Genomic DNA, 26,333 nt, shown 5'->3' with positions numbered 1-26,333 from the left:
TACGACCGTGCCCGATACCCCGCCCCGACTGGCCGGCCGCTGGCGGCTCGGCTTCGACATCGGCGGCACCTTCACCGACTTCGTCCTGCTCGACGCCGCGACGGGCGGCATCACCCTGCATAAATGCCTGACCACGCCGCAGGACCCGGCCGAGGGCGCGCTGGAGGGCATCCGCGCCATCACCGCCCAGGCCGGCATCGCGGCCGGCGACCTGTCCGAGGTGGTGCACGGCACCACCCTCGTCACCAATGCGCTGATCGAGCGGCGCGGCGCGACGACGGGGCTGCTCACGACGCGGGGTTTCCGCGACGTGCTCGAACTCGGCATCGAGCAGCGCTACGACATCTACGACCTGTTCCTGCGCTTCCCCGACCCGATCGTGCCGCGCCGCCGGCGCATCGAGATCACGGAACGCATCGCCCATGACGGCGACATCGTCGCGCCGCTGGATGCGGAAGCCGTCCGCGCCGCCGGCGCGCGCCTGGTCGCCGAGGGCTGCACCGCCATCGCGATCTGCTTCCTCCACGCCTACGCCAACCCGGCGCATGAGAAGGCCGCCGCCGCCGTGCTGCGCGCCGCCTTCCCGAGCGTCTCGGTCAGCCTCTCGAGCGAGGTCGCGCCCGAGATCCGCGAATACGAGCGCAGCGTCACCACCTGCGCGAATGCCTTCGTGCAGCCGCTGATGGACCGCTACCTGGGGCGGCTGCTGCGCGAACTGGATGCGCTCGGCTTCGCGGGCACGCTGCGGCTGATGCAGTCCGATGGCGGGCTCTGCGCGTCCGAGGTGGCGCGCGCCTTCCCGATCCGTCTGCTGGAATCCGGTCCGGCCGGCGGGGCGCTCGCCACGGTGCTGTTCGCCCGCGCCGCCGGGCTGCCCGATGCCCTAGCCTTCGACATGGGTGGCACCACCGCCAAGGCCTGCCTGATCGAGAATGGTCGCGCCGAAGTCGCGCCGATGATGGAAGCCGCGCGCGTCCATCGCTTCAAGCGTGGCTCCGGCCTGCCCATCCGCTCGCCCGTGGTGGACATGATCGAGATCGGCGCCGGCGGCGGATCGATCGCCGGCGTGGATGAGACCGGGCTGATCAAGGTCGGCCCGCATTCCGCAGGCGCCGATCCGGGCCCCGCCTGCTACGGCCGGGGCGGGGCGGAGGCGACCGTCACCGACGCCAACCTGCTGCTCGGCTACTACGATCCGGGTTTCTTCCTCGGCGGCGCAATGTCGCTCGACCTCGCGGCCAGCGAGGCCGCGATGACGCGGCTCGGCGCGCGCCTCGGCCTGTCGGGAATCGAGGCCGCCTGGGGCGTGCATGCCGTGGTCTGCGAGGCCATGGCGGGTGCCGCGCGCGTGCACCTGGTCGAGAAGGGCCGCGATCCGCGCCGCTACGCCATGGTCGCCTTCGGAGGCGCCGGGCCGGCGCATGCGGCGGACGTGGCACGCATCCTCGGCATCACGCAGGTGCTGGTGCCGCCGGCCTCGGGCGCGGCCTCGGCGCTGGGATTCCTCGCCGCGCCGCTGGCCTTCGAGCAGTCGCGCAGCCTGATCGCGCCGCTCGGCGCCGGTGCTGACTGGGTGGCCGTCAATGCGGCGCTCGCGGGGCTGGAGGCAGAAGCGCGCGACCGCCTGCGCGGCGCTGGCGTCGCCGAGGCGGCGATGCGCGTGGAGCGCTCGGCCGAGATGCGCCTGATTGGACAGTTGCACCAGATCGCGGTGCCGCTGCCCGACGGCGCGCTCGACGCCGCGCGCCTGCCCGACATCCGTGCTGCCTTCGTCGAGACCTACCAGCGGCTCTATACCCGCGTCGTCGAGGGTGCGGAGATCGAGTTGCTCTCGCTGCGCGTCCGCGTGCTGGGGCCGGAGCCGCAGATCACCGTGTCGGGTGCCGTCGCCGGCAGCGCACAGGACGGCGCGGCGCTGAAGGGCAGCCGCCCGGCCTGGTTCGACGGCGCCTTCCGCGACACGCCGGTCTACGACCGCTACCGCCTCAAGCCCGGCGACCGCATTCCCGGCCCGGCCATCATCGAGGAACGCGAGGCCACCACCATCATCGGCCCCGGCGACGCGGTCGAGATCGACGCCGTGCTCAACCTTCGGATCACCGTCGCCGCGGCGGCGAAGGGCGAGGCGCTGGTGACCCCCGGCATGGCGCTGGAAGACGCCAAGGCGCGCATCGAATCCGACCCGATCGGGCTCGAGATCATGTGGTCGCGCCTGATCTCGATCGTCGAGGAGATGTGGCAGACCGTCTGCCGCACGGCCTATTCGCTCATCATCGCCGAGGCGCAGGACTTCGCGAATGAGATCCTCGACCCGCAGGGCAATCCGCTGGCGCATTCGCCGCGCGCCATGCCGCTGTTCAACCTGACGCTGACCCGCTGCGTGAAGGCGCTGCTCGAGCATTTCCCGGCCGAGACGCTGCAGCCGGGCGACGTGCTGGTGACGAACGACCCCTGGCTCTGCGCCGGGCACCTGTTCGACATCGCCCTCGTCACGCCGGTGTTCCACAACGGCCGCGTGGTCGCGCTGATGGGCACGGTCGGCCATGTCAGCGACATCGGCGGCGTGAAGGACCCGCTGGCGGCGCGCGAGATCTACGACGAGGGCCTGCAGATCCCGCCCATGAAGCTGTATGAGGCGGGGCGACCGGATCGCTCGCTCTTCCGTCTCATGGCGCAGAACATCCGCAACAGCGACCAGGTGCTGGGCGACGTCGAATCCATGGTCACGGCCAATGCGCTCGGCGCGCAGCGGCTGGTGGCCTTCATGGAGGAATACGGGCTGCAGGACCTCGCCGCGCTCGCCGCCGTGGTGCAGGGCCGCAGCGAGGCCGCGACCCGCGCCGCCATCCGCGCCGTGCCCGACGGCGTCTATGAGAGCGAGATCGAGAACCGCCCGCTGGGCGAGGTGCTGCGCTACCGCGTCCGCGTCCACAAGAAGGGCGACAGCATCCATGTGGAACACGTGGACGCCCCACCCACCCTGCCGCGCGGCGGGCTGAACTGCACGATGAACGTGACGGCGGCGCATTCCTCCTACCCGCTGAAATGTATGCTGACGCCGAATGTACGCGGCAATGCCGGCTGCTACGCGCCGATCAGCGTCGTGGCGCCCGAGGGCTCGGCCCTGAACTGCAAACCGCCCGCATCAGTCGCCTACCGCACGCGGCTATCCTGGTTCCTCGGGCCGAACCTGTATCGCGCCATGGCGCCGGCGATCCCGGACAAGGTCCAGGCCTTCACCGGCCTGCCGAAATCCTACGGCTTCTATGGCCGCAATCATCAGGGCCGCGTCGCGTCGGATCACTTCTTCATGGGTGGCGGACAGGGCGCATCGTCCAAGGCGGACGGCAAGTCCGGGCTGCTCTTCCCGACCTCGGCGGCCAACACGCCCGTCGAATTGCTGGAAAGCCGCATGCCCGTGCTGGTGCTGGAAAAGGGCCTCGTCGCCGACACCGCCGGGCCTGGCCGCCAGCGCGGCGGGCTCGGGCAGCGCATGCGCGCGCGGCGCCTGGTCGGCGGAACGGAGCCGATCATGGTCGGCCTCTATCCCGAAGGCTGGGGTCTGAAGCCCGAAGGGCTGTTCGGCGGCCGCCCCGGCGCGCCCGGCCTGGGCCTGGTGAAGGGCCCGGACGATGCGACGCCGCGCGACGTCGGAACCGGCGAGATGGTGACGCTGCTCGACGCCCGCACCGAGATCGAAGGCCGCATCGCCGGCGGCTCGGGCTTCGGCGACCCGTGGGATCGGTCGGTCGAAGCCGTGCAGGCCGACCTCGACGATGATTACATCACGCGCGATGGCGCCGTTCGCGACTATGGTGTCGTGCTCGGGCCGGACGGGCGCATCGATCCCGTCGCCACCGCGCGGCGGCGGGCGGAACGCGGAACAGGCGCGGACAGGGACATGGCGGCAACGACCGGGGGTTCAGCATGACACAAGACATTTCCCGCCGCGGGCTGATGGCCGGCGCGGCATTGCTCACCGCCGGCATGCCCGGCATCGGCATGGCCTTCGAGCGCGACGGCAACCGCAAGGTGCTGGTCTTCTCGGGCAACCAGCAGGTGCCGGTGCTCGACCCGCATGTGCGCTACGACTGGTCCACGCGGATGATCCAGCAGTCCGTCTACGACGCGCTGCTGAAGTACGAGGGCGACCCGCCGCGGATCGTCCCCTGGCTCGCCGAGCGCTACGAGGTCTCGCCCGACGGCCTGACCTACACCTTCCACCTGGTGGGCAACGCGAAGTTCCACAACGGCGACCCGGTGGACGCCGAGGCGGTGCGCTTTTCCTTCGAGCGCGGCCTGAAGCTGAACGCGGGCATCGCGTGGATGCTCAAGGACTTCCTGAAGCCCGAGAACATCGCCGCGGTCGATGCGCGCACCGTCCGCTTCACGCTGGACCGGCCCTTCGCGCCGTTCATTTCCTACGTGCCGTGGTGGTACGTGGTGAACCCGCGCCAGGTGAGGGCGAACCAGGACGGCGACGACCTCGGCCGCAAGTGGCTGACCGAGAATGCCGCCGGCTCCGGCCCCTTCCGCCTGCGCCGCTTCGACGCCAACACGCTGATGCACCTCGATGCCGTGCCCGACTACTGGAAGGGCTGGCCAATGGCCGATGCCGACCGGCCGTCCGGCATCATCTACCGCATCATCCGCGAGGCGGCGCCCCGCAAGGCCGCGCTCCAGCGGCGCGAGGCCGACATCATCACCAACCTCACGCCCGACGACATCGAACAGCTGTCGCGCGTGCCGGGCGTGGTGGTGGAGAACCACAAGGGCTCGACCACCTTCGGCATCAAGTTCAATTGCCAGCAGGGTCCGACCGCGGACATCAACCTGCGCAAGGCGATCGCCTACGCCTTCGACTATGATTCCCTGCTCGCCATCCACAACGGCGCCGCCGTGCTGATGACGAGCCCCTTCCCCGCCTCGATGGCCGGGCACATCGACGTGCCTGGCATCCCGCGCAAGGATCTCGACAAGGCGCGCGACTTCCTGCGCCGGTCGCGCTTCCCGAATGGCGGGATCGAGCTGGAATACGTGCACGTCCAGGGGCTCGAGGATGCGCGGCGCATCGGTCTCGCGCTGCTCGACAGCCTGCGCGCGCTCGACATCCGCGTGAACATCGTCGGTCAGCCCTGGCCGACGATGACGAGCCGCGGCTCGAAGCCCGAGACATCGCCGAACATGATGTCGGTCTATGTGACGCCGGTGGGCACCGACCCCGACACGGTGGCGTACCAGTACCATCGCGCCTCCTGGGGCCTGTATTACGGCACCGCGCACTACGAGAACGCCGAGGTGTCGCGCTGGATCGACGAGGCGCGCGGCGAGACCGACAACGCCAAGCGCATGGCGCTCTATGCCCGCATCCAGACGCAGATCGTCGCCGACCAGCCGGAGCTTTTCGGCATGGTGGCGAACCGCATCTGGGCGCGGCGCGACTACGTCCAGGGCTTCACCTTCTCCCCCGTGCGCTTCACCGGGGAGATCGACCTCTACCCGCTCTGGGCCCGCGGATAGGTGCTGGGCTACCTCCTCCGGCGCATCGGCCTAGCGGGGCTGATGCTGTTTGGGCTGGTCTGCCTGACCTTCGTGATCTCCAATGTCGCGCCGTCGGATCCGGCGGCGCTGGCGGCGGGGCCGGATGCCGGTCGGTCGCAGATCGAACAGGCGCGCCGGGACTACGGTCTCGACAAGCCGCTGCCGGAGCAGTTCCTGCGCTACCTCACGGACCTCGCGCATGGGGATTTCGGCCGCTCGATCGCCACGGGGCGTTCGGTCGGCACGGATCTCGCGCGGTACTTCCCGGCGACGCTGGAACTCGTGATACTCGCCATGGCGCTCGGCGTGCTGCTCGGCGTGCCGCTCGGCGTGCTCTCGGCGCTTCGCAAGGACGGGCCGGCGGATCATGCCACGCGCATCTTCGCCGTCTCCGGCATCGCGCTGCCGCCCTTCTGGTTCGGGCTGTTGCTGCAACTGGCCTTCGCGACCTGGCTCGGCCTGCTGCCCACCAGCGGACGCCTGTCGGTCTTCACGGAACCGCCCCCGCCCATCACCGGGTTACTGCTGGTGGACTCCCTGCTGACCGGCAATTTCGGACTGTTCCGGGAGGCACTGTCCCACATCATCCTGCCGGCGATCGTCCTATCGCTGCCCTGCCTCGCCTCCATCCTGCGGGTGAACCGGTCCGAGATGGTGGAGGCGCTGCGCATGGACTACGTCACGGCCGCGCGCGCCCATGGCGTGACACCCTGGCGCATCGTCATGGTGCATGCGCTGAAGAACGCGATGCTGCCGACGCTTGCGATCATCGGCCTCCGCTGGGGCTGGATGATGTCCAGCACCGTGCTGGTCGAGACGGTCTTTGACTGGCCAGGCATCGGCCTCTACGCCGTGTCCTCCGCCATCGCGGGCGACTTCAAGCCGGTGATGGGGGTGACGCTGATCGTCGGGTTGAACTTCATGATCGCGAACCTGATCGTCGATCTCCTCTATGGCGTGCTCGACCCGCGTCTGCGCAGGGCCTGATGTCCGCTACCGCCGAGGAAACCGTCGCCGCCCCGCCGCGCCGCCGTCTGCGGCTGGCACTTTGGCTGCTCTCGCGGTCCTTCTCCTCCATGCTCGGCCTGTTCCTCGTGATCGCCATCGTGGTGCTGGCGCTGATCGGGCCCTGGATCGTGCCTTATCCCGACCATGTTGCCGGTGCGGTGAGCCTCGCGAACAAGCTGCAGCCGCCCTCGGCGGCGCATTGGCTGGGCACGGACGAGGTCGGCAACGACATCCTGACCCGCGTCATCATCGGCGCACGCATTTCGTTGCTGGTCGGCATCGGCATCACCTTCGCCGCCGCTGCGATCGGCGTGCCCCTCGGCATCCTCGCCGGCCTCGCGGGTGGGCGGCTGCGCGAAGCGATCATGCGCTTCACGGACCTGTTCCTCTCCGTGCCGGGCCTGGTGCTCGCCATCGCGTTGGTCGCCGCCCTGGGCCCGGGGATCGTGAACGCCATGATCGCGCTGATCCTGGTCTGGTGGCCCGGCTATGTTCGTCTCGCGGAGTCCAAGGCGCTGTCGATCCGCGAGGAACCCTTCATCGAGGCCGCGCGCGTCGCCGGTGCCTCCCGCGCGCGCATCCTGCGCCGCCACGTCCTACCCAACAGCCTCTCCCCGCTCATCGTGAAGATGTCGATGGACATCGGCCAGGCGATCCTGGCCGTCGCCTCGCTCGGCTTCATCGGCCTCGGCGCCAAGCCGCCGACGCCGGAATGGGGGGCGATGATCTCGATCGCGCGCGGCTATCTGCCCGACTGGTGGTGGTATGCGATGGCGCCGGGGGTCTTCATCTACCTTGCGGTGCTCGGCTTCAACCTGCTCGGCGACGGGCTGCGCGACATCCTCGATCCGCGGAGCAACCGCGGATGACCGCGCTGCTCGAGATCGCGGATTACCGCCTCGCCTTCGACACCTTCGACGGCACCGCGCAGGTGCTGGACGGCATCGACCTGACGCTCGAGGCCGGCGGCACCCTCGGCATCGTGGGCGAGACAGGCTGCGGCAAGTCGGTGCTGGCGCGCAGCCTGATGGCGCTGAACCCGATGCCGCCGGCACGTGTCGTCTCAGGGCAGATCCGCTTCCGCGGCAGCGACATCCTCGGCATGTCCGATCGCGAGATGCGCCGCCTGCGCGGCCGCGCCATCTCCATGGTGTTCCAGGACCCGGCCTCCTACCTCAATCCGCTGCTCGCCATCGGCACGCAGATGGAGGATGCGATCCGCGGCCAGGATGCCGCCGTGGGGGAGCGCCAGCGCCCCCGCGCCGCCGCCCGGGCGCGTGCGGCCGAACTGCTCGCCGCGGTCGGCCTGCCCGAGCCCGCGCGGTTGCTCGACAGCCATCCGCACCAGCTCTCGGGCGGCATGCGGCAGCGCGTGCTGATCGCCATGGCCCTCGCCGGCGACCCAGTGCTGCTGGTGGCGGATGAGCCGACCACCGCGCTCGACGTCACCGTGCAGGCGCAGGTACTCGCGCTGATTGCGCGCCTGGTCGCCGAGCGCGGGCTGGCGCTGATGCTCATCACGCACGATCTTGGGGTCGTCGCCGCCGCCTGCGCGCGCGTCGCGGTGATGTATGCCGGCACGGTGGTCGAGGAAGCGGCGACTGCCGACCTCCTGTCACGCCCGCTGCATCCCTATGCGCGCGGCCTGATCGCGGCGGTGCCCGACCTCGATCATCCGGAACGCCGGCCGCAGGGCATCGCCGGCAGCATTCCAAGCCTCATCACGCCGCCGCGGGGCTGTCGCTTCCATCCGCGCTGCCCGGTCGCGACCGAGCGTTGCCGCAGCGAGAAGCCCCTGCGCCGCGAGATCCTCCCCGGCCGCAGCATTGCCTGCCACCACGCCACGCCATGACGCAGCCGCTGCTCCGCGCCGAGGGCCTGTCCAAGACCTACGAAGGCAAGCGCGGCCTGTTCCGTGCCACGCGCGCCGTACAGGCCGTGGCCGAACTCGACCTCGCGCTCGACCATGGCGCCGCCCTCGGCATCGTGGGGGAAAGCGGCTGCGGCAAGTCCACCCTGGCGCGGCTGCTGCTACGCCTCATCCCGCTCAGCGCCGGGCGCATCACCTTCGACGAGCAGGACATCACGGCGCTGGACGAAGCCGCGATGCGCCCGCTGCGGCGGCGCATGCAGCTCATCCACCAGAATCCCTCCGCCGCCCTCGATCCGCGCCTGACGGCCGAGGATGCGGTGGCCGAGCCGCTCCGCATCCAGGGCCTCGCCACGGGGCGCGCACTGCGCGACCGCGTGGCCGCCCTGCTGACGGAGGTCGGTCTGCCGCCCGCCTTCCTGCATCGTTTCCCGCACGAGCTCTCCGGCGGGCAGAAGCAGCGCGTCTGCATCGCGCGCGCGCTCGCGCTGGAACCTGACCTGCTTGTGCTCGACGAGCCGACCTCCGCCCTCGACGTCTCGGTCCAGGCGCAGATCCTCGACGTGCTGGACGCGCTGCGGGCGCGACGCGGCCTCGCCTACCTTTTCATCAGCCACAACCTCGCCGTGGTGCGGCAGGTCTGCGAGCGCGTCGCCGTCATGTATCTCGGCCGCATCGTCGAGGAAGGCACCGCCGCCGAGGTGCTCGGCGCACCGCGCCACCCCTATACGCGGGCGCTGCTTGGCTCCGTGCCGCGGCTCGCGGCGCACGGCGTCGCGCCCGCCGCGCCGGGCGAACCGCCCAATCCGGCCTCGCCGCCGCCCGGCTGCGCCTTCCAACCGCGTTGCCCGATCGCCGTTCCCGCCTGTCGCGAGTCGATGCCGCCGCTTGCCACGCTCATGGACGGCCATCGCCTTCGCTGCCCCCGTGCCATGGAGGTCTCGCCATGACCGCGCTGCCCGTCTTCGTCATCGGCCAGGCGCCGCGCCCCGACCTCGCCGCGGAGATCGAGGCCGCCGCCCCAGGGCTGAGTATCACCATGCGGGGCGCCTTGGACGGGATGACGCGCGCCGACATCGCCGCCATCAAGCCGCGCGACGGCGCCGACACGCTCTTCACCATGCTGCCTTCGGGCGAGGGCGTCTCGATCTCCAAGGAAGCGGTGACGCAACGCATGCGCACGCTGCTGGAAACCACGCCCGGCCCGGTGCTGCTGGCCTGCACCGGCACCTTCAAGGGCCTGCCGGAGCGGCCCGGCCTGGTCCAGCCCTCCGCCGTGCTGAACGGGCTCGCCGAGGCGCTGCTGCCGCGCGGCCGCCTCGGCCTCTTCGTGCCGCTGCCCGAGCAGGCGGCGACGCTCGGCGCGTCTCGTGCGCGCGACGGCCTGACGCTGTCCGTCGTCGCGCTGCGCCCCCATTCCGACGGCACCACCCGCGCAGCCGCGATGGCGGAGATGGCGAAGCAGGAGCCGGACCTCGTGCTGCTCGACTGCATTTCCTACACGCGGCAGGACAAGGCGGCCGCCGTCGCGGCGCTGGCCTGTCCCGTCCTCCTCTCCGTCGCGGTGGCCGCACGCGCCGCCGCTTCGCTTCTGCCGGAACCCTGATGCGCGAGATCACCCTGGACGAGATCGAAGCCCTGGCCGTCGGCGCCTGGGTGCTGGGCACGGGGGGCGGCGGGTCACCCTATCTCGGCCTGCTGAACATGCGGCGCCTCTACGCCGACGGGAGGCGCGTGTCGCTGATGGACCCCGACGAGTTGGCGGATGACGACATGGTCGCCGTCGTCTCCAACATGGGCGCGCCGCTAGTGGGGCAGGAACGCCTGGTGGACAGTGCCAACATCGCCCGCGCGGTGACGCTGATGGAGGAGTATCTCGGCAAGCCCTTCCGCGCGATCATGTCGGTCGAGATCGGCGGCAACAACGGCGTACAGCCCTTCCTCGCCGCCGCGGAGCTCGACAGGCCGGTCGTCGACGCCGACGCCATGGGCCGCGCCTATCCGGAAGCGCAGATGACCTCCTTCGCGGTCGGCGACCTGAAGCCCTGGCCGCTCTCGCTTGTGGATCCCCGCGGCATCGAGGGCATCGTCGCCAAGGTCCCGACCTGGAAATGGATGGAACGCCTGTCGCGCAAGATGTGCGTCGAGGTCGGTTCCATCGCCGCCACCTGCAAGGCGCCGCGCACCGGGGCCGAGGTGAAGCGCTGGGGCATCCTGCGCACCACCACCCAGGCGATCAAGCTCGGCCAGGCGATCCGCCTGGCGCAGAAGGAACACCGTGACCCGGTGCAGGCGATCCTCGAATCCGAGAAGGGTCTGCTGCTGTTCCGCGGGAAGGTCGCCGACATCGCGCGCCGCACCACGGAAGGCTTCCTGCGTGGCACGGCGAAGCTCGACGGCCTCGATGAGTGGCGCGGCCAGGGCTTCGAGCTCGCCTTCCAGAACGAATGGGCTGTCGGCTGGCAAGATGGGGTGCCACGCGTGATGACGCCCGACCTGATCTGCGTGCTCGATACCGTCAGCGGCGAAGCGATCGGGACCGAGACGCTCCGCTACGGCCAGCGCGTCACCGTCGTTGCATTGCCCGCGCCCTCCGTCTTCCTCTCGCCGCGCGGACTCGACTTCGTGGGGCCACGCGCCTTCGGCTATGACCTCGACTTCCGATCGGTCTTCGCGGGAGCCGCGGCATGAGGCGGCGCATCGGCATCGATGTCGGCGGCACGAACACGGATGCCGTCCTGCTGGAGGACGATCGCGTCCTGCACGCGATCAAGACGCCGACCACGGCGGATGTGCTGACCGGCGTGCGGCTCGCGCTGCAGGACGTGGCGCGCGCCATGGGTCCGCAGGGCGTCCAGGCGGTGATGATCGGCACCACGCATTTCGTGAATGCGGTGGTGCAGCGGCGCGACCTCGCCCCCGTCGGGGCGCTGCGCATCGGCATGCCGGCATCGCAGTCCCTGCCGCCCTTCTGCGACTGGCCGGAGGATCTCGCGGCGCTGGTCCGCGGCCAGGTGCACATGGTCGAGGGCGGCTTCGACTATGACGGCCGGCCGATCATGCCACTGGACGAGGCCGCCGTCGCCGCCGCGGCGCGCGCGATGAAGGCCGCCGGCATCGCCTGCGTCGCGGTCAGCGGCATCTTCTCGCCGCTCGATCCGGCCATGGAGGACCGCGCCGAGGCCATCATCCGCGACGTCATGCCCGACGCCGCGATCACCCTCTCCCACGACCTCGGCCGCATCGGCCTGCTGGAACGGGAGAATGTCGGCCTGCTCAATGCCTGCCTGGCGCCGCTGGCGCGCCATACGGTGCAGGCCTTCGAGGAAGCGCTGCGCCAGGCCGGCATCGCCGCGCCGCTCTACATCACGCAGAACGACGGCACCGTCATCCGCGCGGAGCTCGCGGCGCGCTTCCCCGTGCTCTCCTTCGCCTCGGGGCCGACCAATTCCATGCGCGGCGCCGCTTTCCTGACGGGGCTCAAGGACGCGCTGGTGGTCGATGTCGGCGGCACCACCAGCGACATCGGCGCGCTCAAGGCCGGCTTCCCGCGCGAGGCGAACGCCATCGTGCAGGTGGGTGGCGTCCGCACGCTGTTCCGCATGCCGGACCTGCTGTCCATCGGCCTCGGCGGCGGATCGCATGTGGCGCAGCAGGACGGACGCATCACCATCGGCCCACGCAGCGTCGGATTCCGGTTGCCGGAGCTCGCACGGATCTTCGGCGGGCCGCAGCTCACGACCAGCGACATCGCCGTGCGCGCGGGGCTGCTCGCGCTGGGCGATGCGTCGCGCGTTGGCGATGTCACGCCCCGCTTCGCGCAGGCGGTGCTCGCCGAGGCCGCGCGGATGCTCGAGGAATCGGTCGACCGCATGAAGACCGACGCGGCCGCCGTACCGCTGCTGGCTGTGGGCGGCGGTGCCTTCCTCGTGCCCGACCGCCTGCCCGGCGTGTCCGAGGTGCTGCGGCCCGCCCACGCCGCCGTCGCGAACGCGGTCGGCGCGGCCATCGCGCAGGTGAGCGGCGAGGCTGACCAGGTCTTTCAGGGCATGACCCGCATCGAGGCGATGGCCGAGGCCGAACGCATCGCGCGCGCCCGCGCCGAGGAGGCCGGCGCGGATGGCGCGACGCTCGCGCTGGTGGACATCGAGGACCTGCCCATCGCCTACCTGCCCGGCGGCGCGATCCGGGTGCGGGCGCGCGTGGTGGGGGAGATCGCGGCCTCCGGCTGAGCGCGGATAGAGCCGGACCCGGCGGCAGCTGCGGCTGACCGCAATGTGCCTCGACGGAACACGCCGGGTCGAAGGGCCTGCAGGTTGCTGCGCTTCGACGTGCCGATGACCGCCCGGCCGGCGGTGACATCGCGGCGCGTGAAGGCCCGATGGCGGAAAGGTGATCGCGACGCCGATGCACACACCGACCGCGACCCGCGTTACCCTTCCGACCGCGGCGGGCCATCGATGCATCGGAGCGCCGCGAATCACGCGCGGTCCCGCGATCGCATAGTCCGCGCCAGGCCCGACATCGAGGACGAGGGAACGCGCATGCCAAAGAACACGATCTGTCTCTGGTTCGACCGCGATGCGGAGGAGGCGGCCCGCTTCTATGCCGCGACCTTTCCGGACAGCGCCGTCGGCGCCGTGTTTCGCGCGCCGAGCGACTACCCCTCAGGCAAGGCCGGCGACGTGCTCACGGTCGAGTTCACCGTCGCGGGCATTCCGTGCCTTGGCCTGAACGGCGGGCCGGCCTTCCGGCACAGCGAGGCCTTCTCCTTCCAGATCGCGACGGAGGACCAGGCGGAAACCGACCGTTACTGGAACGCGATCGTCGGCCATGGCGGCCAGGAGAGCGCCTGCGGATGGTGCAAGGACCGCTGGGGCATTTCCTGGCAGATCACGCCGCGCATCTTGACGGAAGCCCTGGCCGTCGGCGGCGACGAGGCGCGGCGCGCCTTCGAGGCGATGATGACCATGCGGAAGATCGACGTCGCTGCGATCGCGGCGGCCCGGCTCGGCTGACGCCGCGGGCGATCGCCCGGGACGCCGCTGTCGATCAGCAGCCCCGAATAGAAACGGGAGCGGTCGGGGAGGTGAGAGGCCCGCCGATGTCATCAAAGCTTCGGTCGACATGCCTCGGGGCGCGCGCCAAGCACCTCCGCGCCAAGGCTCCGCACGCTGCCACCTGACAGCGCGGTAGCGCTTGCATATCATCCGCCTGGGTGGAGGAAAGAACCGGGACATGGACCTGCGATTGACGCGGCGCACGGCGCTGACTGCAGCGGCGATGACCTTGCCGCGCTTCGCGATCGCCCAGGCCGACCAGCGGCCCGCGATCACCGTGGCGGTGCAGAAGCTGGCCAACAGCAACGTGCTGGAACCGCTGCGCGAGCAGTCGAATGTCGGCACCCGCGTCTCCGGCAGCTTCAGCGAAAGCCTGGTCGACATCGACTGGATCGGCGACCTCGCGCTGCGGCCGTCGCTGGCCGAATCCTGGCGGCGCATCGACCACAGCACGGTCGAATTTACCCTGCGGCAGGGCGCGCGCTTCCATGACGGCAGGCCGGTCACGGCCGAGGATGTCGTCTTCTCCTTCGGTCCGGAACGCATGTGGGGCAGCGGCGACCAGAGCCGCAACATGTTCGGCGCCGCGCCCGGCCGCAGCCAGGGCAAGGCGCCACCGCCCGAGGTGCCGGCCATCGCCCGCCGCGCCTATCCGGGCTTCGAGAAGTTCGAGATCGTCGACGCCCGCACCGTCCGCTGGGTGAACAAGACGCCGGACGTGACGCTCGAAGGCCGCCTCGCGCGCAGCATCGGCGTCATCATGTCCCAGGCCGCCTTCGACGCCGCGCCGAGCTGGCTCGACTGGGCACGCAAGCCGGTCGGCACCGGTCCTTATCGCGTCGCCGAGTTCCGCCCGGACCAGTCGCTCACCCTCGTGGCCTTCGACGACCATTGGGGCGGGCGGCCGCCGCTGCGCCAGATCCGATTCGTCGAGGTGCCGGAGGTCGCGAGCCGCATCAACATGCTGCTCTCCGGCGAAGCGGATTTCGCCTGCGACATCCCACCCGACCAGATCACGACCGTGCAGCGCAGCGCGCGGCACGAGGTGGTCGGCGGCGCGGTGATGAACCACCGCATCTCCGTCTTCGACAAGAACCAGCCGGCGCTGCGCAGCCCGCTGCTGCGGCGCGCCATGTCGCACGCCGTGGATCGCCAGTCGATCGTCGACGCGCTGTGGGACCGCCGCACCCAGGTCCCCAAGGGGCTGCAGTTCGAATTCTACGGCAACATGTTCCTCCGCGACTGGGAGGTGCCGAAATACGACCTCGCCGAAGCGCGCCGCCTGGTGCGGGAGAGCGGGTATCGCGGCGAGCCGATCCCCTACCGCCTGCTCAACAACTACTACACGGCGCAGGTCCCGACGGCGCAGATCCTGGTCGAAGGCTGGCGCCAGGTCGGCATCAACGTCGCGATCGAGATGCGCGAGAACTTCCCGCAGGTGCTGTCGAACCAGGGGCAGCGCGGCATCTGGGACTGGTCGAATTCCGCGACCTTCAACGATCCCGTCTCCTCCCTGCCCAACAACCACGGGCCGCAGGGCCAGCAATGGCAGGTCGGCGCCTGGCGCAACGACGAATTCGGCCGGCTGTCGGAGGTGCTCGACAGCTCCGTCGACCACGATGAGCGCCGCCGCGCCTTCCAGCGCATGATGGTGATCGCCGAGCGCGAGGACCCCGCCTACATCGTCCTGCACCAGACCACCAACCTGACGGCGAAGCGCAAGGACATCGCCTGGAAGCCGGCGCAGTCCTTCTTCATGGATTTCACCGCGGCGAACTGGGGTCGTCGCGGCTGATGGACGACCCCCTCGTCCGCATCAGCGGGCTGCGCGTCGCCTTCGACGGGGTCCCGGTGCTGCGGGGCGTGGACCTGGCCGTGGGTGCGGGCGAGGCGGTCGGCGTCGTCGGCGAATCCGGATGTGGGAAGTCCGTCACCTGGCTCGCCGCGCTCGGCCTGCTGCCCGGCAAGGCGCGGGTCACGGGCAGCGTGGTGCTGGACGGGCAGGAACTGCTCGGCGCGCCGATGCCGGTGCTGGACCGGGTGCGCGGCGGGCAGATCGCGATGATCTTCCAGGACCCCGCGAGCAGCCTGAACCCGGTGCACCGCATCGGCCGCCAGGTCGGCGAGGCGCTGCGCCTGCACCGCGGCATGGACGGCGCGGCGGCGCGGGCCGAGACGCGGCGGCTGCTCGACCAGGTCGGCATCCCCGATGCGGGCAACCGCATGGATGCCTATCCGCACGAACTGTCGGGCGGACAGAACCAGCGCGTGATGATCGCCATGGCGCTCGCCGGCCGGCCGCGCCTGCTGGTGGCGGATGAACCGACCACCGCGCTCGACGTGACGATCCAGGCGCAGATCCTCGACCTGCTCGCGACCCTGCGCGCCGAGACGGGCATGGCGCTGGTGCTCATCTCCCACGACCTCGGCGTGGTGGCGGAGACGTGCGACCGCGTCGCCGTGATGTATGCCGGCCTGGTGATCGAGGAAGTCTCCTCCGCGCGGCTGTTTGACGCGCCGGCGCATCCCTACACGCAGGGCCTGCTCTCGGCGCTGCCGCCACTCGATGGCTTGCCGCGCCAGCACCTGGCCGCGATCCCCGGCAGCGTGCCCGAACCGCGCGCGCTGCCGCCGGGCTGCGCCTTCGGCCCGCGCTGCCCGCGCCATGCGTCCCTGTGCGACGAACAGGTGCCGCCGCTGGTCGACGTCGCGCCTGGCCAGCGCGCCGCCTGCCGCATCCTGGGGGCCGACGTGCCGCCCGCCTTCGGATTGGCCGCGGCGTGACGGCGCTGCTCGAAGCCGAAGGCCTGGTGCGTCGCTACACGATGCGGCGCGGCCTGCTCGGCCGCCAGGTGGAGCTGCGCGCCGTCGACGGCGTCTCGCTGCGGCTCGAACGCGGGGAGACGCTCGGGCTGGTGGGCGAATCCGGCTGCGGGAAGTCGACCACCGGGCGGCTGGTGCTGGGGCTGGAGGCGCCCGACGAGGGCACCGTCCGCTTCGATGGCGCGCCCGTGCCCCCGGTCGGCTCCGCCGCCTGGCGCGCGCAGCGGGCACGGATGCAGATGGTCTTCCAGGATCCGCTCGGCGCGCTGGATCGCCGCCTGACCATCGGCACGCAGATCGCCGAGCCCTTCGAGATCCACGGCATGGCCGGCGCGCAGGACCGCGTCGCCGGCCTGCTGCGGGACGTCGGCCTGCGCGAGGATTTCGCCGCGCGCTACCCTCATGAGCTCTCCGGGGGACAGCGGCAGCGAGCGGTGCTGGCGCGTGCGCTCGCGACCGATCCGGCGCTGCTGGTCTGCGACGAGCCGATCAGCGCGCTCGATGTCTCGGTCCAGGCGCAGGTGATGAACCTGCTGATCGACCTGCAGGCGGAACGCCGGCTGACCATGCTGTTCATCAGCCACGATCTGCGCGCGGTGCGGCAGGTCAGCCACCGCGTCGCCGTCATGTATCTCGGCCGCATCGTCGAGGAAGGCGAGCCCGACGCCGTGCTGCGCGATCCCGCGCACCCCTATGCCCAGGCGCTGGTCTCGGCCATCCCGCATCCGGGGCGGACGGCGCGGCGCCAGGTCCTGCAGGGTGACCCGCCGAACCCCGCGGCGCGCCCGCCAGGCTGCGCTTTCCATCCACGCTGCCCGATGGCGGTGGGGCTGTGCCGCAGCGTTGTGCCCGAACTCAAGCCGCGCGCCTCCGACGGGCGCCGCGTCGCCTGCCATGTCGCGCAGGGCGAGGCGATGGGAGAAGCCGCCTAGATGCTGCGCTTCATCGCCGGGCGCCTGCTGCGCGCCGCGCTGACCATCGTCATGGTCGTCACCTTCGCCTTTGTGGTGTTGCGGCTGTCGGGCGACCCGGCGCTGCTGATCCTCAGCGTCGATGCCCCGCCCGAGGCGGTCGCCGCCTTCCGCGAGGCCTGGGGCCTCGATCGCCCGCTCTGGGTCCAGTACTTCAGCTACTTCGGCGCGATCCTGCAGGGCGACCTCGGGCAATCGATGCGCGACGGGCGCGACGCCATCGACCTGGTCGCCGAGCGGATCCCGGCGACACTCGCCCTCACCCTGCCGGCGCTGGCGCTGAAGGTCGGCATCGGCATCCCGGCGGGTGTCTACGCGGCGCTGCATCGCAACTCGGCGACCGACCGCGTGGTGATGGTCATGGCCGTCGCCGGCTTCGCCGTGCCGTCCTTCGTGCTGGGGCTGCTGCTGGTGCTGGTCTTCGCCGTGCAACTGGGCTGGCTCCCTTCGGGCGGGCAGGATTCCTGGCGGCACGCGATCCTGCCGGTGATCACGCTCGGCATCGGCGGCGCGGCCGTGCTGGCGCGCTTCACCCGCTCGGCAATGCTGGAAGTACTCGGCCAGCCCTATATCCGCACGGCGAGTGCCAAGGGCGTGCCCTGGCGCGCCGTGGTGCGCGGCCATGCCCTGCCCAATGCGGCGATCCCGACCGTGACGATCGTGGGCTTCATGGTCGGCAGCCTGATCGCCGGCGCTGTCGTGGTCGAAAGCGTCTTCTCCTGGCCCGGCGTCGGCCGCCTGCTGGTGGTAGCGGTGTCCAACCGCGACCTCGCCGTCGTGCAATGCGTGCTGCTGCTGGTGGCGGCGACGATGGTCACGTCGAACTTCATCGTCGACCTGCTCTACGGCGTGCTCGATCCGCGGCTGCGCACGGCGCGCGGCGGGGGGAAGGGCTGACCATGCGCATCCCGCCGCTGGTCGCGCTGGCGCTGGCATGGGTCGTGCTGATGCTCGGCATCGCCATCCTCGCCGACGCGGCCGCACCCTACTCCTATACCGCGCTCGACCTGCGGGCGCGGTTGTCGCCACCGATCGGCTTCGGCGGGACCTGGGCGCATCCGCTGGGCACGGATGAGCTCGGCCGCGACGTGCTGTCGCGCCTGGTGCATTCGATCCGCATGTCGCTGCTGATCGCCTTCGGCGCCTGCATCATCGCGGCCGTGCTCGGCACGGTGCTGGGCTTCCTCGCCGCGCATTTCCGCGGGGCCGTGGAGCACGTCGTGCTCGCCCTGGTCGACTTCCAGGCGAGCATGCCCTTCCTGGTGCTGGCGCTGTCCGTCCTCGCCTTCTTCGGCAATTCGCTGCCGCTCTTCATCTGCCTGCTCGGCCTGCACGGCTGGGAACGCTATGCGCGCATCTCCCGGGGGTTGGCCATCAGCGCCGGCGCGCAAGGCTACGCGGCCGCGGTGCGGCAGCTCGGCGCCTCGCCGCTCCGTATCTATGGCCGCCACATCCTGCCCAACATCGCGAGCACCCTGATCGTCTCCATGACGCTCGCCTTCCCCGAGATCGTGCTGCTCGAAAGCGGCCTGTCCTTCCTCGGGCTTGGCGTGCAGCCGCCGGCGACCTCGCTGGGGTCAATGGTCGGCTACGGGCGAGAGTATCTCACCCGCGCGCCCTGGGTGCTGCTCGCCCCCTCCATCACCATCGTGGTGACGACCCTCGCGGTCTCCATCCTCGGGGATTGGCTGCGCGACCGGCTCGATCCCACGCTCCGCTGAACGGAAGGACCTCCATGGCCCATCGCACCCTGATCGCCTCGCATCGCGGCGGTTCCTACCTCTGGCCCGAGAACAGCCTGATGGCCTTCCGCGAGACGGCGAAGCTCGCGGTCGACCAGGTCGAATTCGACGTCCAGCTCTCGGCCGACGACGAATGCGTCGTGATCCACGACCCGATGCTGGACCGCACCACGGATGCGCGCGGCCCCGTGCGCGGGCGGACCCTCGCGGAGTTGCGTCGCATCCGCCTGCGCGGCGCCCATGGCGAATGCATCCCGACCCTGGCCGAGGTGGTGCGCATCTATCGCGGCTCGCCGATCCTGCTACGGGTCGAGATCAAGGCCGATGCCGACCGCATCCATTATCCGGGCATCGGTCCGAAGGTGCTCGACGTGCTGGAGGCCGAAGGGATGCTCGGCCAGGCGGCCATCACCTCCTTCCAGGCGCCGATGGTCGCCGCGATCCGCGATACGAAGCGCTTCGGCGGCACGCTGATCTGGCTCTGTGCGCCGCAGGTCTGGCACGACATCGGCATGGACATGGCCTTCGCCACGGCGCGGGGCTGCGGCGCGTCCGGTATCGGCATCCATCATGCCCTGCTGGACCCGGCCGTCCTTGCCGCGGCGCGCGCCGCCGGCCTGTCGCCAGGCGCATGGGGCCTGAAGGAAGCGTCGGACATCCGGCGCGTCCTGGACCTCGGCGTCGACATCTTCACCAGCGACGACCCGGTCGCGGCGCTCGAGATGCGCGGATAGGTCGCACCCGCACGCGATCCACGGCGACGCGGACGACGTCAGACGCCGCCGCTCGCCATGGCATGCGCGACGCCGCCGCGGATATGGGCGGCGAGGACCTCCCGCGCGGCCGCGGCATCCCGCCGGATCGCCGCGTCGCAGAGCTCGCGATGCTCGCGCACCGCGATCTCCCCGCGGAAGCCGAGCGCGAGGTTCTGATAGCGCGAATAGCGATCGAAGACGCTCGCATGCGTCGCCATCAGCGTCCGCGACCCGCAGGCCGAGATCAGCGTCCGGTGGAATTCCGCATCGAAACGGCGCCAGGGTTCCAACGCCTCGGCGTCGCCGGCCGCGAGCCGATCCTGCATCTGGGACAGCTTGTGGTGCGCGGCGACGACGCTTGCCTCCCATTCGACGTCACCGGCGCGGAAGGCGTGCTCCAGCGCATGGCCTTCCAGCAGCAGGCGGAGCTCCGCCACCTCGCGGAGCTCCGTCTCGGAAAAGCCGGCGACCTCGAAGCCGCGCTGGCCTTCGGCGACGACCAGCCGCTCGGCGACCAGGCGGCTGAGGCTCTCGCGCAGGGTGCTGAGCCCGACGCCATAGGTCTCGCGCAGCCGGTCGAGCGTCAGCTTGCGCCCGGGCCCCAGCACGCCGCGCAGGATGTCGGCGCGGATGCGGCCGAAGGCGCGCTCGCTCGTCGCCTCGCTCATCGCGCGACGCCACGGGCCCGCAGGGGCGCGACGTGCTGCACCGCAGGCGCACGCGCGGCGAAGGGCGCGAGGGTACCCGCCTGCACGACATGCTCGACGCAGCCTTCGACGTGCTCGCGCAGGATGCGCTGCGCGCCCGGCGCATCGCGGGCGAGCGCGGCGTCGAGCAATGCCGCATGCTGCTGGGCCGCAATGGCCCCACGGAACACCACGGCCACCATCTGGTAGCGCAGGAAGCGGTCATAGGCGGCGGCATAGGTCTCGAGCAGCGTCTCCGACCCGCAGGCGGCGATCAGCGCCTGGTGGAATTCGCGGTCGTAGCGCTTCCACTGCGCCGCATCGGCCGGGTCGCCGGCAAGCAGCCGGCGTTCCAGCGTCGCCAGCTTGTGGTGCGCGGCGACCACGCCGCCTTCCCAGTCGAGGTCGCCCGCCGCAAAGGACGCCGACACGGCATGGCATTCGAGCAACAGGCGGAGTTCAGCGACCTCGCGGAAATCCTCGGCGGAGACGGGCGCGACGGCGAAGCCGCGCTGGCCTTCCGCCTCGACCAGGCCCTCGGAGGCGAGGCGGAACAGCGCTTCGCGCAGCGTGCCGATGGCGACGCCGTAGATCGCGCGCAGCCCGTCCAACCCAAGCTTGCGGCCCGGCGCCAGGCGGCCGAGCACGACATCGGCCCGGATGCGGCGATATGCCGCCTCCCCCGGGGTTTCCACGCTGCCGTTCGGTGGCGCCATGACGCCACTATCGACGAGGCGGCGCCGGCAACACAATAGCCGTCATTTGACGAAATCTCGGAGGATTTGCCGAATCGCTATTGATCCCCGGGAGCAGCCTCCCCTAGCGTCCGCGCTTAGCCGCGCTGCGGCCCAAGGACAAAGTCCAGGGAAGGAAACACCGATGCGATCGCACACCGGACGCCGCTCCGTCCTGACGGCCGCGGCCGCCGCGCTGGCGGCCCCCGCGCTTCCTGCGCTTGCGCAGCAGGCCCGCCGCCGCATCCGCTTCACCGCGGTCTTCTCGGACCAGGACATCCGCGCCGAGGCGATGCGCGGCTTCCAGCGCGACCTCGCCAGCGACTTCGACGTCGAACTGCACCTGAATGCCACGCTGTTCCGCCAGGGCACGGAGCTGGTCGCGATCCAGCGCGGCAATGTCGAGATGGCGAACCTCGCGCCGCAGGACTTCTCGCGGCAGATCCCGGCCTGGTCAGTGATGGCCTCGGCCTACCTGTTCCGCGACGTCGACCACATGAACAAGGTCTTCGCCAGCCCGGTCGGCGAGGACTTCAAGAAGATGGTGCGCGACCAGCTGAACGTGCAGATCCTCGGGCCGCTCTATTTCGGCACGCGGCACGTGAACCTGAAGCCGCGGCGGCGCATCGCGACGCCGGCGGACATGGCGGGCATCAAGCTGCGCATGCCGCCCGGCGAGACCTGGCAGTTCCTGGGCGAGGCGCTCGGCGCCAACCCGACCCCGGTCGCCTTCGCCGAGCTCTACACCGCGCTGCAGACCGGCACGGTGGACGGGCAGGACAATCCGCTGCCGACCAGCCGCACCATGCGCTTCAACGAGGTGACGACGCAGTTCGTCCTCACCAGCCACCTCGTCGCCTATGACCTGCTGTCGATCTCGTCGCGCACCTGGGACGCGCTGACGCCCGCGCAGCGGAGCGCCGTGCAGGCGGCCGCCGACAAGGCAATCGCGGAGAGCACGCGCCGCCACCTGGCGCAGGAACAGGAATGCGTCGACTTCTTCAAGTCGCAGGGCCTCGAGGTCTATGTGCCGAACCTCGATGCCTTCCGGGCCGAGGCGCAGCGTCGCTACCTCGCCTCCAGCCAGTCGCAAAGCTGGCCGGCGGGCATCCTCGACCGCATCAACGCTATCCGCTGATCCCGGCGCGATGACCGGTTGGCTCGGCCGCCGCGCGGAGGACGTGCTCTCCGCGCTGCTGGTGGCGATGTTCGTCGCCTTCATGCTGCAGATCGTGACGCGCTACGTGCTGAACGCGCCGCTGAGCTGGACGGCCGAGCTGTCGACCCTGTGCTGGGTCTGGGGAATCCTGTGGGGCGCCGGCCTCGTGCTGCGCGACGAGGAGGAGATCCGCTTCGACGTTCTGTACGGCCTGCTGCCGCACCGCCTGCGCCGCATCGCGGACGGCATCGCGAGCGCCGCCGTGGTCACGGTCTTCACCTGGTCGCTGCCGGCGATGGTGGACTACGTCACCTTCATGAAGGTCGAGAAGTCGGCCTATCTCGGCATCCGCTTCGACATCCTCTACTCCGTCTACCTGATCTTCGCGGTGGCGATGATCGTCCGTCACGCCGCGATCGTCTGGCGGTCGGTGACGGGCCGCAGGCTGGGTCGCATCGCGTGAGCCTGCACGACCCCTTCACCCTGGCGATGATCGCCCTGCTGGGGCTTTCCGTGCTCGGCCTGCCGATCGGCCTCGCGATGATCACCGCGACCATCGTCTATCTCGGCACCTCCGGGCAGGACATGTCGGTCGCGGCGGAACAGGTGCTGAACGGGCTGAACGGCAGCTACGTGCTGCTGGCCGTGCCGCTGTTCATCTTCTCGGCCGGGCTGATGAATGCCGGCAGCCTGACGGACCGGCTGCTGCGTTTCTGCAACCTGCTCGTCGGGCGCTTCCGCGGCGGGCTCGGCCACGTGAACGTGGTGCAGAGCGTCATCTTCGCCGGCATGTCGGGATCGGCGATCGCCGACGCCGCGGGCAGCGGCAAGGTGCAGATCGACATGATGACCAAGGGCGGTGCCTATCCCGCGAGCTACGCGGCGGCGCTCACCGCGGTCACCGCCGTCATCGGCCCGATCATCCCGCCATCCATCCCGATGGTGCTCTACGCTCTCGTGGCGGATGCCTCGATCGGCTACCTGTTCCTCGGCGGCGTGATACCCGGCCTGCTGATGGCGGCCGCGCAGATGGGCATCAACAGCTGGATGGCCCATCGCCACGACTTCCCGATCGCCGAGCGCGTGCCGGTGCGCGAGTTCCCCCGCCTGACGCTCGAGGCGCTGCCGGCCCTGATGATGCCGGTGATCCTGCTGGGCGGGATCTATGGCGGCGTGATGACGCCGACCGAGGCCGCGGCCGTCGCCGCCGCCTATGCCTGGCTGATCGCCGCGGTCTTCTACCGCAGCATCACCCTAGCGCAGACCTGGGCGGCGGTGCGCGAGAGCGCGCGGTCCACCGCCGCGATCGGCATGCTGATCGCCGGTGCGCTGGCGCTGAACTACGTCATCACCAGCGAGAACGTGCCCAACACGGTGCGCGGCATCCTCGCCGGATGGGAGATGTCGCCCTGGCAGTTCCTGCTCGTGGTGAACCTGATCTTGCTGGTGCTCGGCTGCCTGATGGAAGGCAGCACCATCCTGCTGGTGGTCGTGCCGGTGCTGGTACCAACGGCCCAGGCGCTGGGCATCGACATGGTGCATTTCGGCGTCGTCGTGGTCGTGAACATCATGATCGGCCTCATCACGCCGCCTTACGGCCTGCTGCTGTTCATCTGCGCGAAGCTGTCCGGCCAGCCGCTGACGGCGGTGGTGCGCGACACCCTGCCCTTCCTCGTCGCGATGGTCGCGGCGCTGATGCTGATCACCTATGTCCCCGAGCTCGTGCTCTGGCTGCCGCGCCAGCTCGGCTACCAGGGTTGAGGAGACCTTCGCGATGCCGCGCTCCATCCATGTGCTGAACGGGCCCAACCTCAACCGGCTCGGCAAGCGGGAGCCGGAGATCTACGGCCGCACGACCCTCGCCGAGATCGAGGCGATGTGCCGCGCGGAGGCCGGCGAGCATCCCCTGGTGTTCCGCCAGACCAACTGGGAAGGGCAGCTCGTCGACTGGATCCACGAGGCGATCGACGACGAGGCCGGCGGCATCGTGATCAACCCCGCCGGGCTGACCTTCCGCTCCATCCCCGTCCTCGACGCGCTGAAGATGTTCAAGGGCATCATCATCGAGCTGCACCTGTCGAACATCCACCGGCGGGAGGCGATCTACCACCATTCGCTGATCTCATCGGTCGCGACGGCGGTCATCGCGGGGCTGGGCGCGCGGGGCTACGTCGTCTCGACACGGTGCGTGCGGGAGATGCTGGCAGACGCCTGAGCGGCCGGCCAGGCGATTGGCGCGGCATGGCGCGCACCGCTCAGTTCCCCAGGATTCCCGGCAACCGCAGCCCGTGGTCCTTCGCGCACTGGATGGCGATGTCGTAGCCCGCATCCGCATGCCGCCAGACACCCGAGGCCGGGTCGTTCCACAGCACGCGTTCCAGCCGCTTCGCCGCTTCGGGCGTGCCGTCGGCGAGGATGACGACGCCGGCATGCTGGCTGAAGCCCATGCCCACGCCGCCGCCATGGTGCAGCGACACCCAGGTCGCACCGGACGCCGTGTTCACCAGCGCGTTCAGCAGTGGCCAGTCGGACACCGCATCGGATCCGTCCCGCATCGCCTCGGTCTCGCGGTTGGGGGAGGCGACGGAACCGGAGTCGAGATGGTCGCGCCCGATCACGATCGGGGCCTTCAGCTCACCGCTCGCCACCATCTCGTTGAACATCAGCCCGGCGCGATGCCGGTCGCCGAGGCCGATCCAGCAGATGCGTGCCGGCAGGCCCTGGAAGGCGATGCGATCCCGCGCCATGTCGAGCCACCGATGCAGATGCGCGTTGTCCGGGAACAGCCGCTTCATCGCCGCGTCGGTCTTGTAGATGTCCTCGGGATCGCCCGACAGCGCGCACCAGCGGAAGGGCCCGATGCCCTTGCAGAACAGCGGGCGGATGTAGGCCGGCACGAAGCCCGGGAAAGCGAAGGCGTTCTCGAACCCCTCCTCCTTCGCGACCTGGCGGATGTTGTTGCCGTAGTCGAGCGTCGGCACGCCGGCATTCCAGAAGCCCACCATCGCCTCGACATGCGCGCGCATCGAGGCGCGCGCGGCGCGCTCCACCTCGGCCGGCGCGCTCTCCTGCTTCGCCCGCCATTGCGCGACCGTCCAGCCCGCGGGGCAATAGCCATTCAGCGGATCATGCGCGCTGGTCTGGTCGGTCACGATGTCCGGGCGCGGCCCACCTGCCTTCATCCGGCGCAGCAGCTCGGGGAAGACCTCGGCGGCGTTGCCGAGCAGGCCCACCGACTTCGCCTCGCCCTTCGCCGTCCAGCCGGCGATCATGCCGAGCGCTTCGTCCAGCGACTGCGCCTTGGCGTCGAGGTAGCGGGTGCGCATGCGGAAATCGATGCGCGTCTCGTCGCATTCCACCGCGAGGCAGCAGGCCCCAGCCATCACCGCGGCCAGCGGCTGCGCGCCGCCCATGCCGCCCAGGCCACCGGTCAGAATCCAGCGCCCCTTGAGGTCGCCGCCATAATGCTGGCGTCCCGCCTCGGCGAAGGTCTCGTAGGTGCCCTGCACGATGCCCTGGGTGCCGATGTAGATCCACGACCCGGCCGTCATCTGGCCGTACATCATCAGGCCCTTGCGATCGAGCTCGTTGAAATGCTCCCAGGTCGCCCAATGCGGCACCAGGTTGGAATTGGCGATGAGCACGCGCGGCGCGTCGGCATGCGTGCGCACGATGGCGATCGGCTTGCCCGACTGCACGATCAGCGTCTCGTCGGGCTCGAGGTCCTTCAGCCCGGCGACGATGCGGTCGAAATCCTGCCAGCCGCGCGCCGCGCGGCCGATGCCGCCATAGACGACGAGCTCATGCGGCTTCTCCGCGACGTCCGGATGCAGGTTGTTCATCAGCATCCGCATCGCGGCCTCGCCGCCCCAGGTCTTGGCGGTCTTCTCGGGGCCGGTCGGGGGGAAGACGTCGCGGATGTTGTGGCGCGGATCGGTCATGGGGGCCTCGGTCCGGATGATCGGTGGGACGGGAGCGATGGCA

At 70.5% G+C, this 26,333-nt stretch carries 23 protein-coding genes; 20 read left to right on the top strand and 3 right to left on the bottom strand.

The window, feature by feature from the left end; all coding sequences use genetic code 11:
• The first annotated feature begins 7 nt into the window (after positions 1–7).
• The 16 genes from GWK15_RS22335 to GWK15_RS22260 all read left to right on the top strand — a co-directional run bounded on the left by GWK15_RS22335 (position 8) and on the right by GWK15_RS22260 (position 19,749).
• The gene (locus GWK15_RS22335) at positions 8–3,931 is read left to right on the top strand and encodes a hydantoinase B/oxoprolinase family protein (protein ID WP_168043614.1); all 3,924 of its coding nucleotides are present in this window, start codon (positions 8–10) and stop codon (positions 3,929–3,931) included.
• Positions 3,928–5,520, top strand: coding sequence for an ABC transporter substrate-binding protein (locus GWK15_RS22330; protein ID WP_209442360.1), 1,593 nt, complete (start codon positions 3,928–3,930; stop codon positions 5,518–5,520). Before GWK15_RS22335 ends, GWK15_RS22330 begins: the two co-directional genes overlap by 4 nt.
• Positions 5,521–6,528: an ABC transporter permease subunit gene (locus GWK15_RS22325; RefSeq protein WP_168043613.1), complete on the top strand. Its 1,008-nt coding sequence runs from the start codon at positions 5,521–5,523 to the stop codon at positions 6,526–6,528.
• Positions 6,528–7,418 carry an ABC transporter permease gene (locus tag GWK15_RS22320; RefSeq protein WP_168043612.1) on the top strand — a complete coding sequence of 297 codons (891 nt, stop codon included), beginning with the start codon at positions 6,528–6,530 and terminating at the stop codon, positions 7,416–7,418. The genes GWK15_RS22325 and GWK15_RS22320 overlap by 1 nt, the downstream gene beginning before the upstream one ends.
• Entirely contained in the window at positions 7,415–8,401 is a 987-nt protein-coding gene (locus tag GWK15_RS22315; protein ID WP_168043611.1) for an ABC transporter ATP-binding protein, read from the top strand. The genes GWK15_RS22320 and GWK15_RS22315 overlap by 4 nt, the downstream gene beginning before the upstream one ends.
• Entirely contained in the window at positions 8,398–9,369 is a 972-nt protein-coding gene (locus tag GWK15_RS22310; protein WP_168043610.1) for an ABC transporter ATP-binding protein, read from the top strand. The genes GWK15_RS22315 and GWK15_RS22310 overlap by 4 nt, the downstream gene beginning before the upstream one ends.
• Positions 9,366–10,025, top strand: a complete 660-nt coding sequence (locus tag GWK15_RS22305) for an AroM family protein (protein ID WP_209442359.1) — start codon at positions 9,366–9,368, stop codon at positions 10,023–10,025. Before GWK15_RS22310 ends, GWK15_RS22305 begins: the two co-directional genes overlap by 4 nt.
• Complete coding sequence (locus tag GWK15_RS22300) at positions 10,025–11,110, top strand: DUF917 domain-containing protein (protein WP_168043609.1); 1,086 nt, start codon at positions 10,025–10,027, stop codon at positions 11,108–11,110. Before GWK15_RS22305 ends, GWK15_RS22300 begins: the two co-directional genes overlap by 1 nt.
• Entirely contained in the window at positions 11,107–12,651 is a 1,545-nt protein-coding gene (locus tag GWK15_RS22295; protein WP_168043608.1) for a hydantoinase/oxoprolinase N-terminal domain-containing protein, read from the top strand. The genes GWK15_RS22300 and GWK15_RS22295 overlap by 4 nt, the downstream gene beginning before the upstream one ends.
• 84 nt (positions 12,652–12,735) lie before the next feature.
• Entirely contained in the window at positions 12,736–13,437 is a 702-nt protein-coding gene (locus GWK15_RS22290; protein ID WP_245211826.1) for a VOC family protein, read from the top strand.
• 220 nt (positions 13,438–13,657) lie between these two features.
• Positions 13,658–15,274, top strand: coding sequence for an ABC transporter substrate-binding protein (locus tag GWK15_RS22285; RefSeq protein WP_168043607.1), 1,617 nt, complete (start codon positions 13,658–13,660; stop codon positions 15,272–15,274).
• Complete coding sequence (locus tag GWK15_RS22280) at positions 15,274–16,263, top strand: ABC transporter ATP-binding protein (RefSeq protein ID WP_168043606.1); 990 nt, start codon at positions 15,274–15,276, stop codon at positions 16,261–16,263. Before GWK15_RS22285 ends, GWK15_RS22280 begins: the two co-directional genes overlap by 1 nt.
• The gene (locus GWK15_RS22275) at positions 16,260–17,234 is read left to right on the top strand and encodes an ABC transporter ATP-binding protein (protein ID WP_338147314.1); all 975 of its coding nucleotides are present in this window, start codon (positions 16,260–16,262) and stop codon (positions 17,232–17,234) included. Before GWK15_RS22280 ends, GWK15_RS22275 begins: the two co-directional genes overlap by 4 nt.
• Entirely contained in the window at positions 17,235–18,170 is a 936-nt protein-coding gene (locus GWK15_RS22270; RefSeq protein WP_168043605.1) for an ABC transporter permease, read from the top strand. It abuts the gene before it with no gap.
• 2 nt (positions 18,171–18,172) lie between these two features.
• Positions 18,173–18,994: an ABC transporter permease gene (locus tag GWK15_RS22265; protein ID WP_168043604.1), complete on the top strand. Its 822-nt coding sequence runs from the start codon at positions 18,173–18,175 to the stop codon at positions 18,992–18,994.
• Positions 18,995–19,008: 14 nt separating this feature from the next.
• Entirely contained in the window at positions 19,009–19,749 is a 741-nt protein-coding gene (locus GWK15_RS22260) for a glycerophosphodiester phosphodiesterase family protein (protein WP_168043603.1), read from the top strand.
• 38 nt (positions 19,750–19,787) lie between these two features.
• Here the strand turns inward: GWK15_RS22260 and GWK15_RS22255 are convergent, their stop codons facing one another.
• Positions 19,788–20,438, bottom strand: a complete 651-nt coding sequence (locus tag GWK15_RS22255) for a GntR family transcriptional regulator (RefSeq protein ID WP_168043602.1) — start codon at positions 20,436–20,438, stop codon at positions 19,788–19,790.
• On the bottom strand, positions 20,435–21,172 hold the full coding sequence (locus GWK15_RS22250) for a GntR family transcriptional regulator (protein ID WP_168043601.1): 738 nt from the start codon (positions 21,170–21,172) through the stop codon (positions 20,435–20,437). The genes GWK15_RS22255 and GWK15_RS22250 overlap by 4 nt, the downstream gene beginning before the upstream one ends.
• A 163-nt stretch (positions 21,173–21,335) precedes the next feature.
• Between GWK15_RS22250 and dctP the strand changes: the two genes are divergently transcribed.
• Genes dctP through GWK15_RS22230 form a run of 4 tightly spaced genes read left to right on the top strand, consistent with a single transcriptional unit; the run spans position 21,336 to position 24,564 of the window.
• On the top strand, positions 21,336–22,328 hold the full coding sequence (dctP, locus tag GWK15_RS22245; RefSeq protein ID WP_168043600.1) for a TRAP transporter substrate-binding protein DctP: 993 nt from the start codon (positions 21,336–21,338) through the stop codon (positions 22,326–22,328).
• Between the two features lie 10 nt (positions 22,329–22,338).
• Complete coding sequence (locus GWK15_RS22240; RefSeq protein ID WP_168043599.1) at positions 22,339–22,812, top strand: TRAP transporter small permease; 474 nt, start codon at positions 22,339–22,341, stop codon at positions 22,810–22,812.
• On the top strand, positions 22,809–24,110 hold the full coding sequence (locus tag GWK15_RS22235) for a TRAP transporter large permease subunit (RefSeq protein ID WP_168043598.1): 1,302 nt from the start codon (positions 22,809–22,811) through the stop codon (positions 24,108–24,110). The genes GWK15_RS22240 and GWK15_RS22235 overlap by 4 nt, the downstream gene beginning before the upstream one ends.
• A gap of 13 nt (positions 24,111–24,123) precedes the next feature.
• Entirely contained in the window at positions 24,124–24,564 is a 441-nt protein-coding gene (locus GWK15_RS22230) for a type II 3-dehydroquinate dehydratase (protein ID WP_168043597.1), read from the top strand.
• 40 nt (positions 24,565–24,604) lie between these two features.
• Here GWK15_RS22230 and hutU read toward each other — a convergent pair whose 3' ends face one another.
• Entirely contained in the window at positions 24,605–26,290 is a 1,686-nt protein-coding gene (gene hutU / locus GWK15_RS22225; RefSeq protein WP_168043596.1) for a urocanate hydratase, read from the bottom strand.
• Positions 26,291–26,333 lie beyond the last annotated feature (43 nt).

The organism is Neoroseomonas oryzicola (genome assembly GCF_012163135.1).
Classification (GTDB): domain Bacteria; phylum Pseudomonadota; class Alphaproteobacteria; order Acetobacterales; family Acetobacteraceae; genus Neoroseomonas; species Neoroseomonas oryzicola.
The sequence above is the reverse complement of the archived record's forward strand: the minus strand, read 5'-3'. Positions and strand labels throughout refer to the sequence as shown.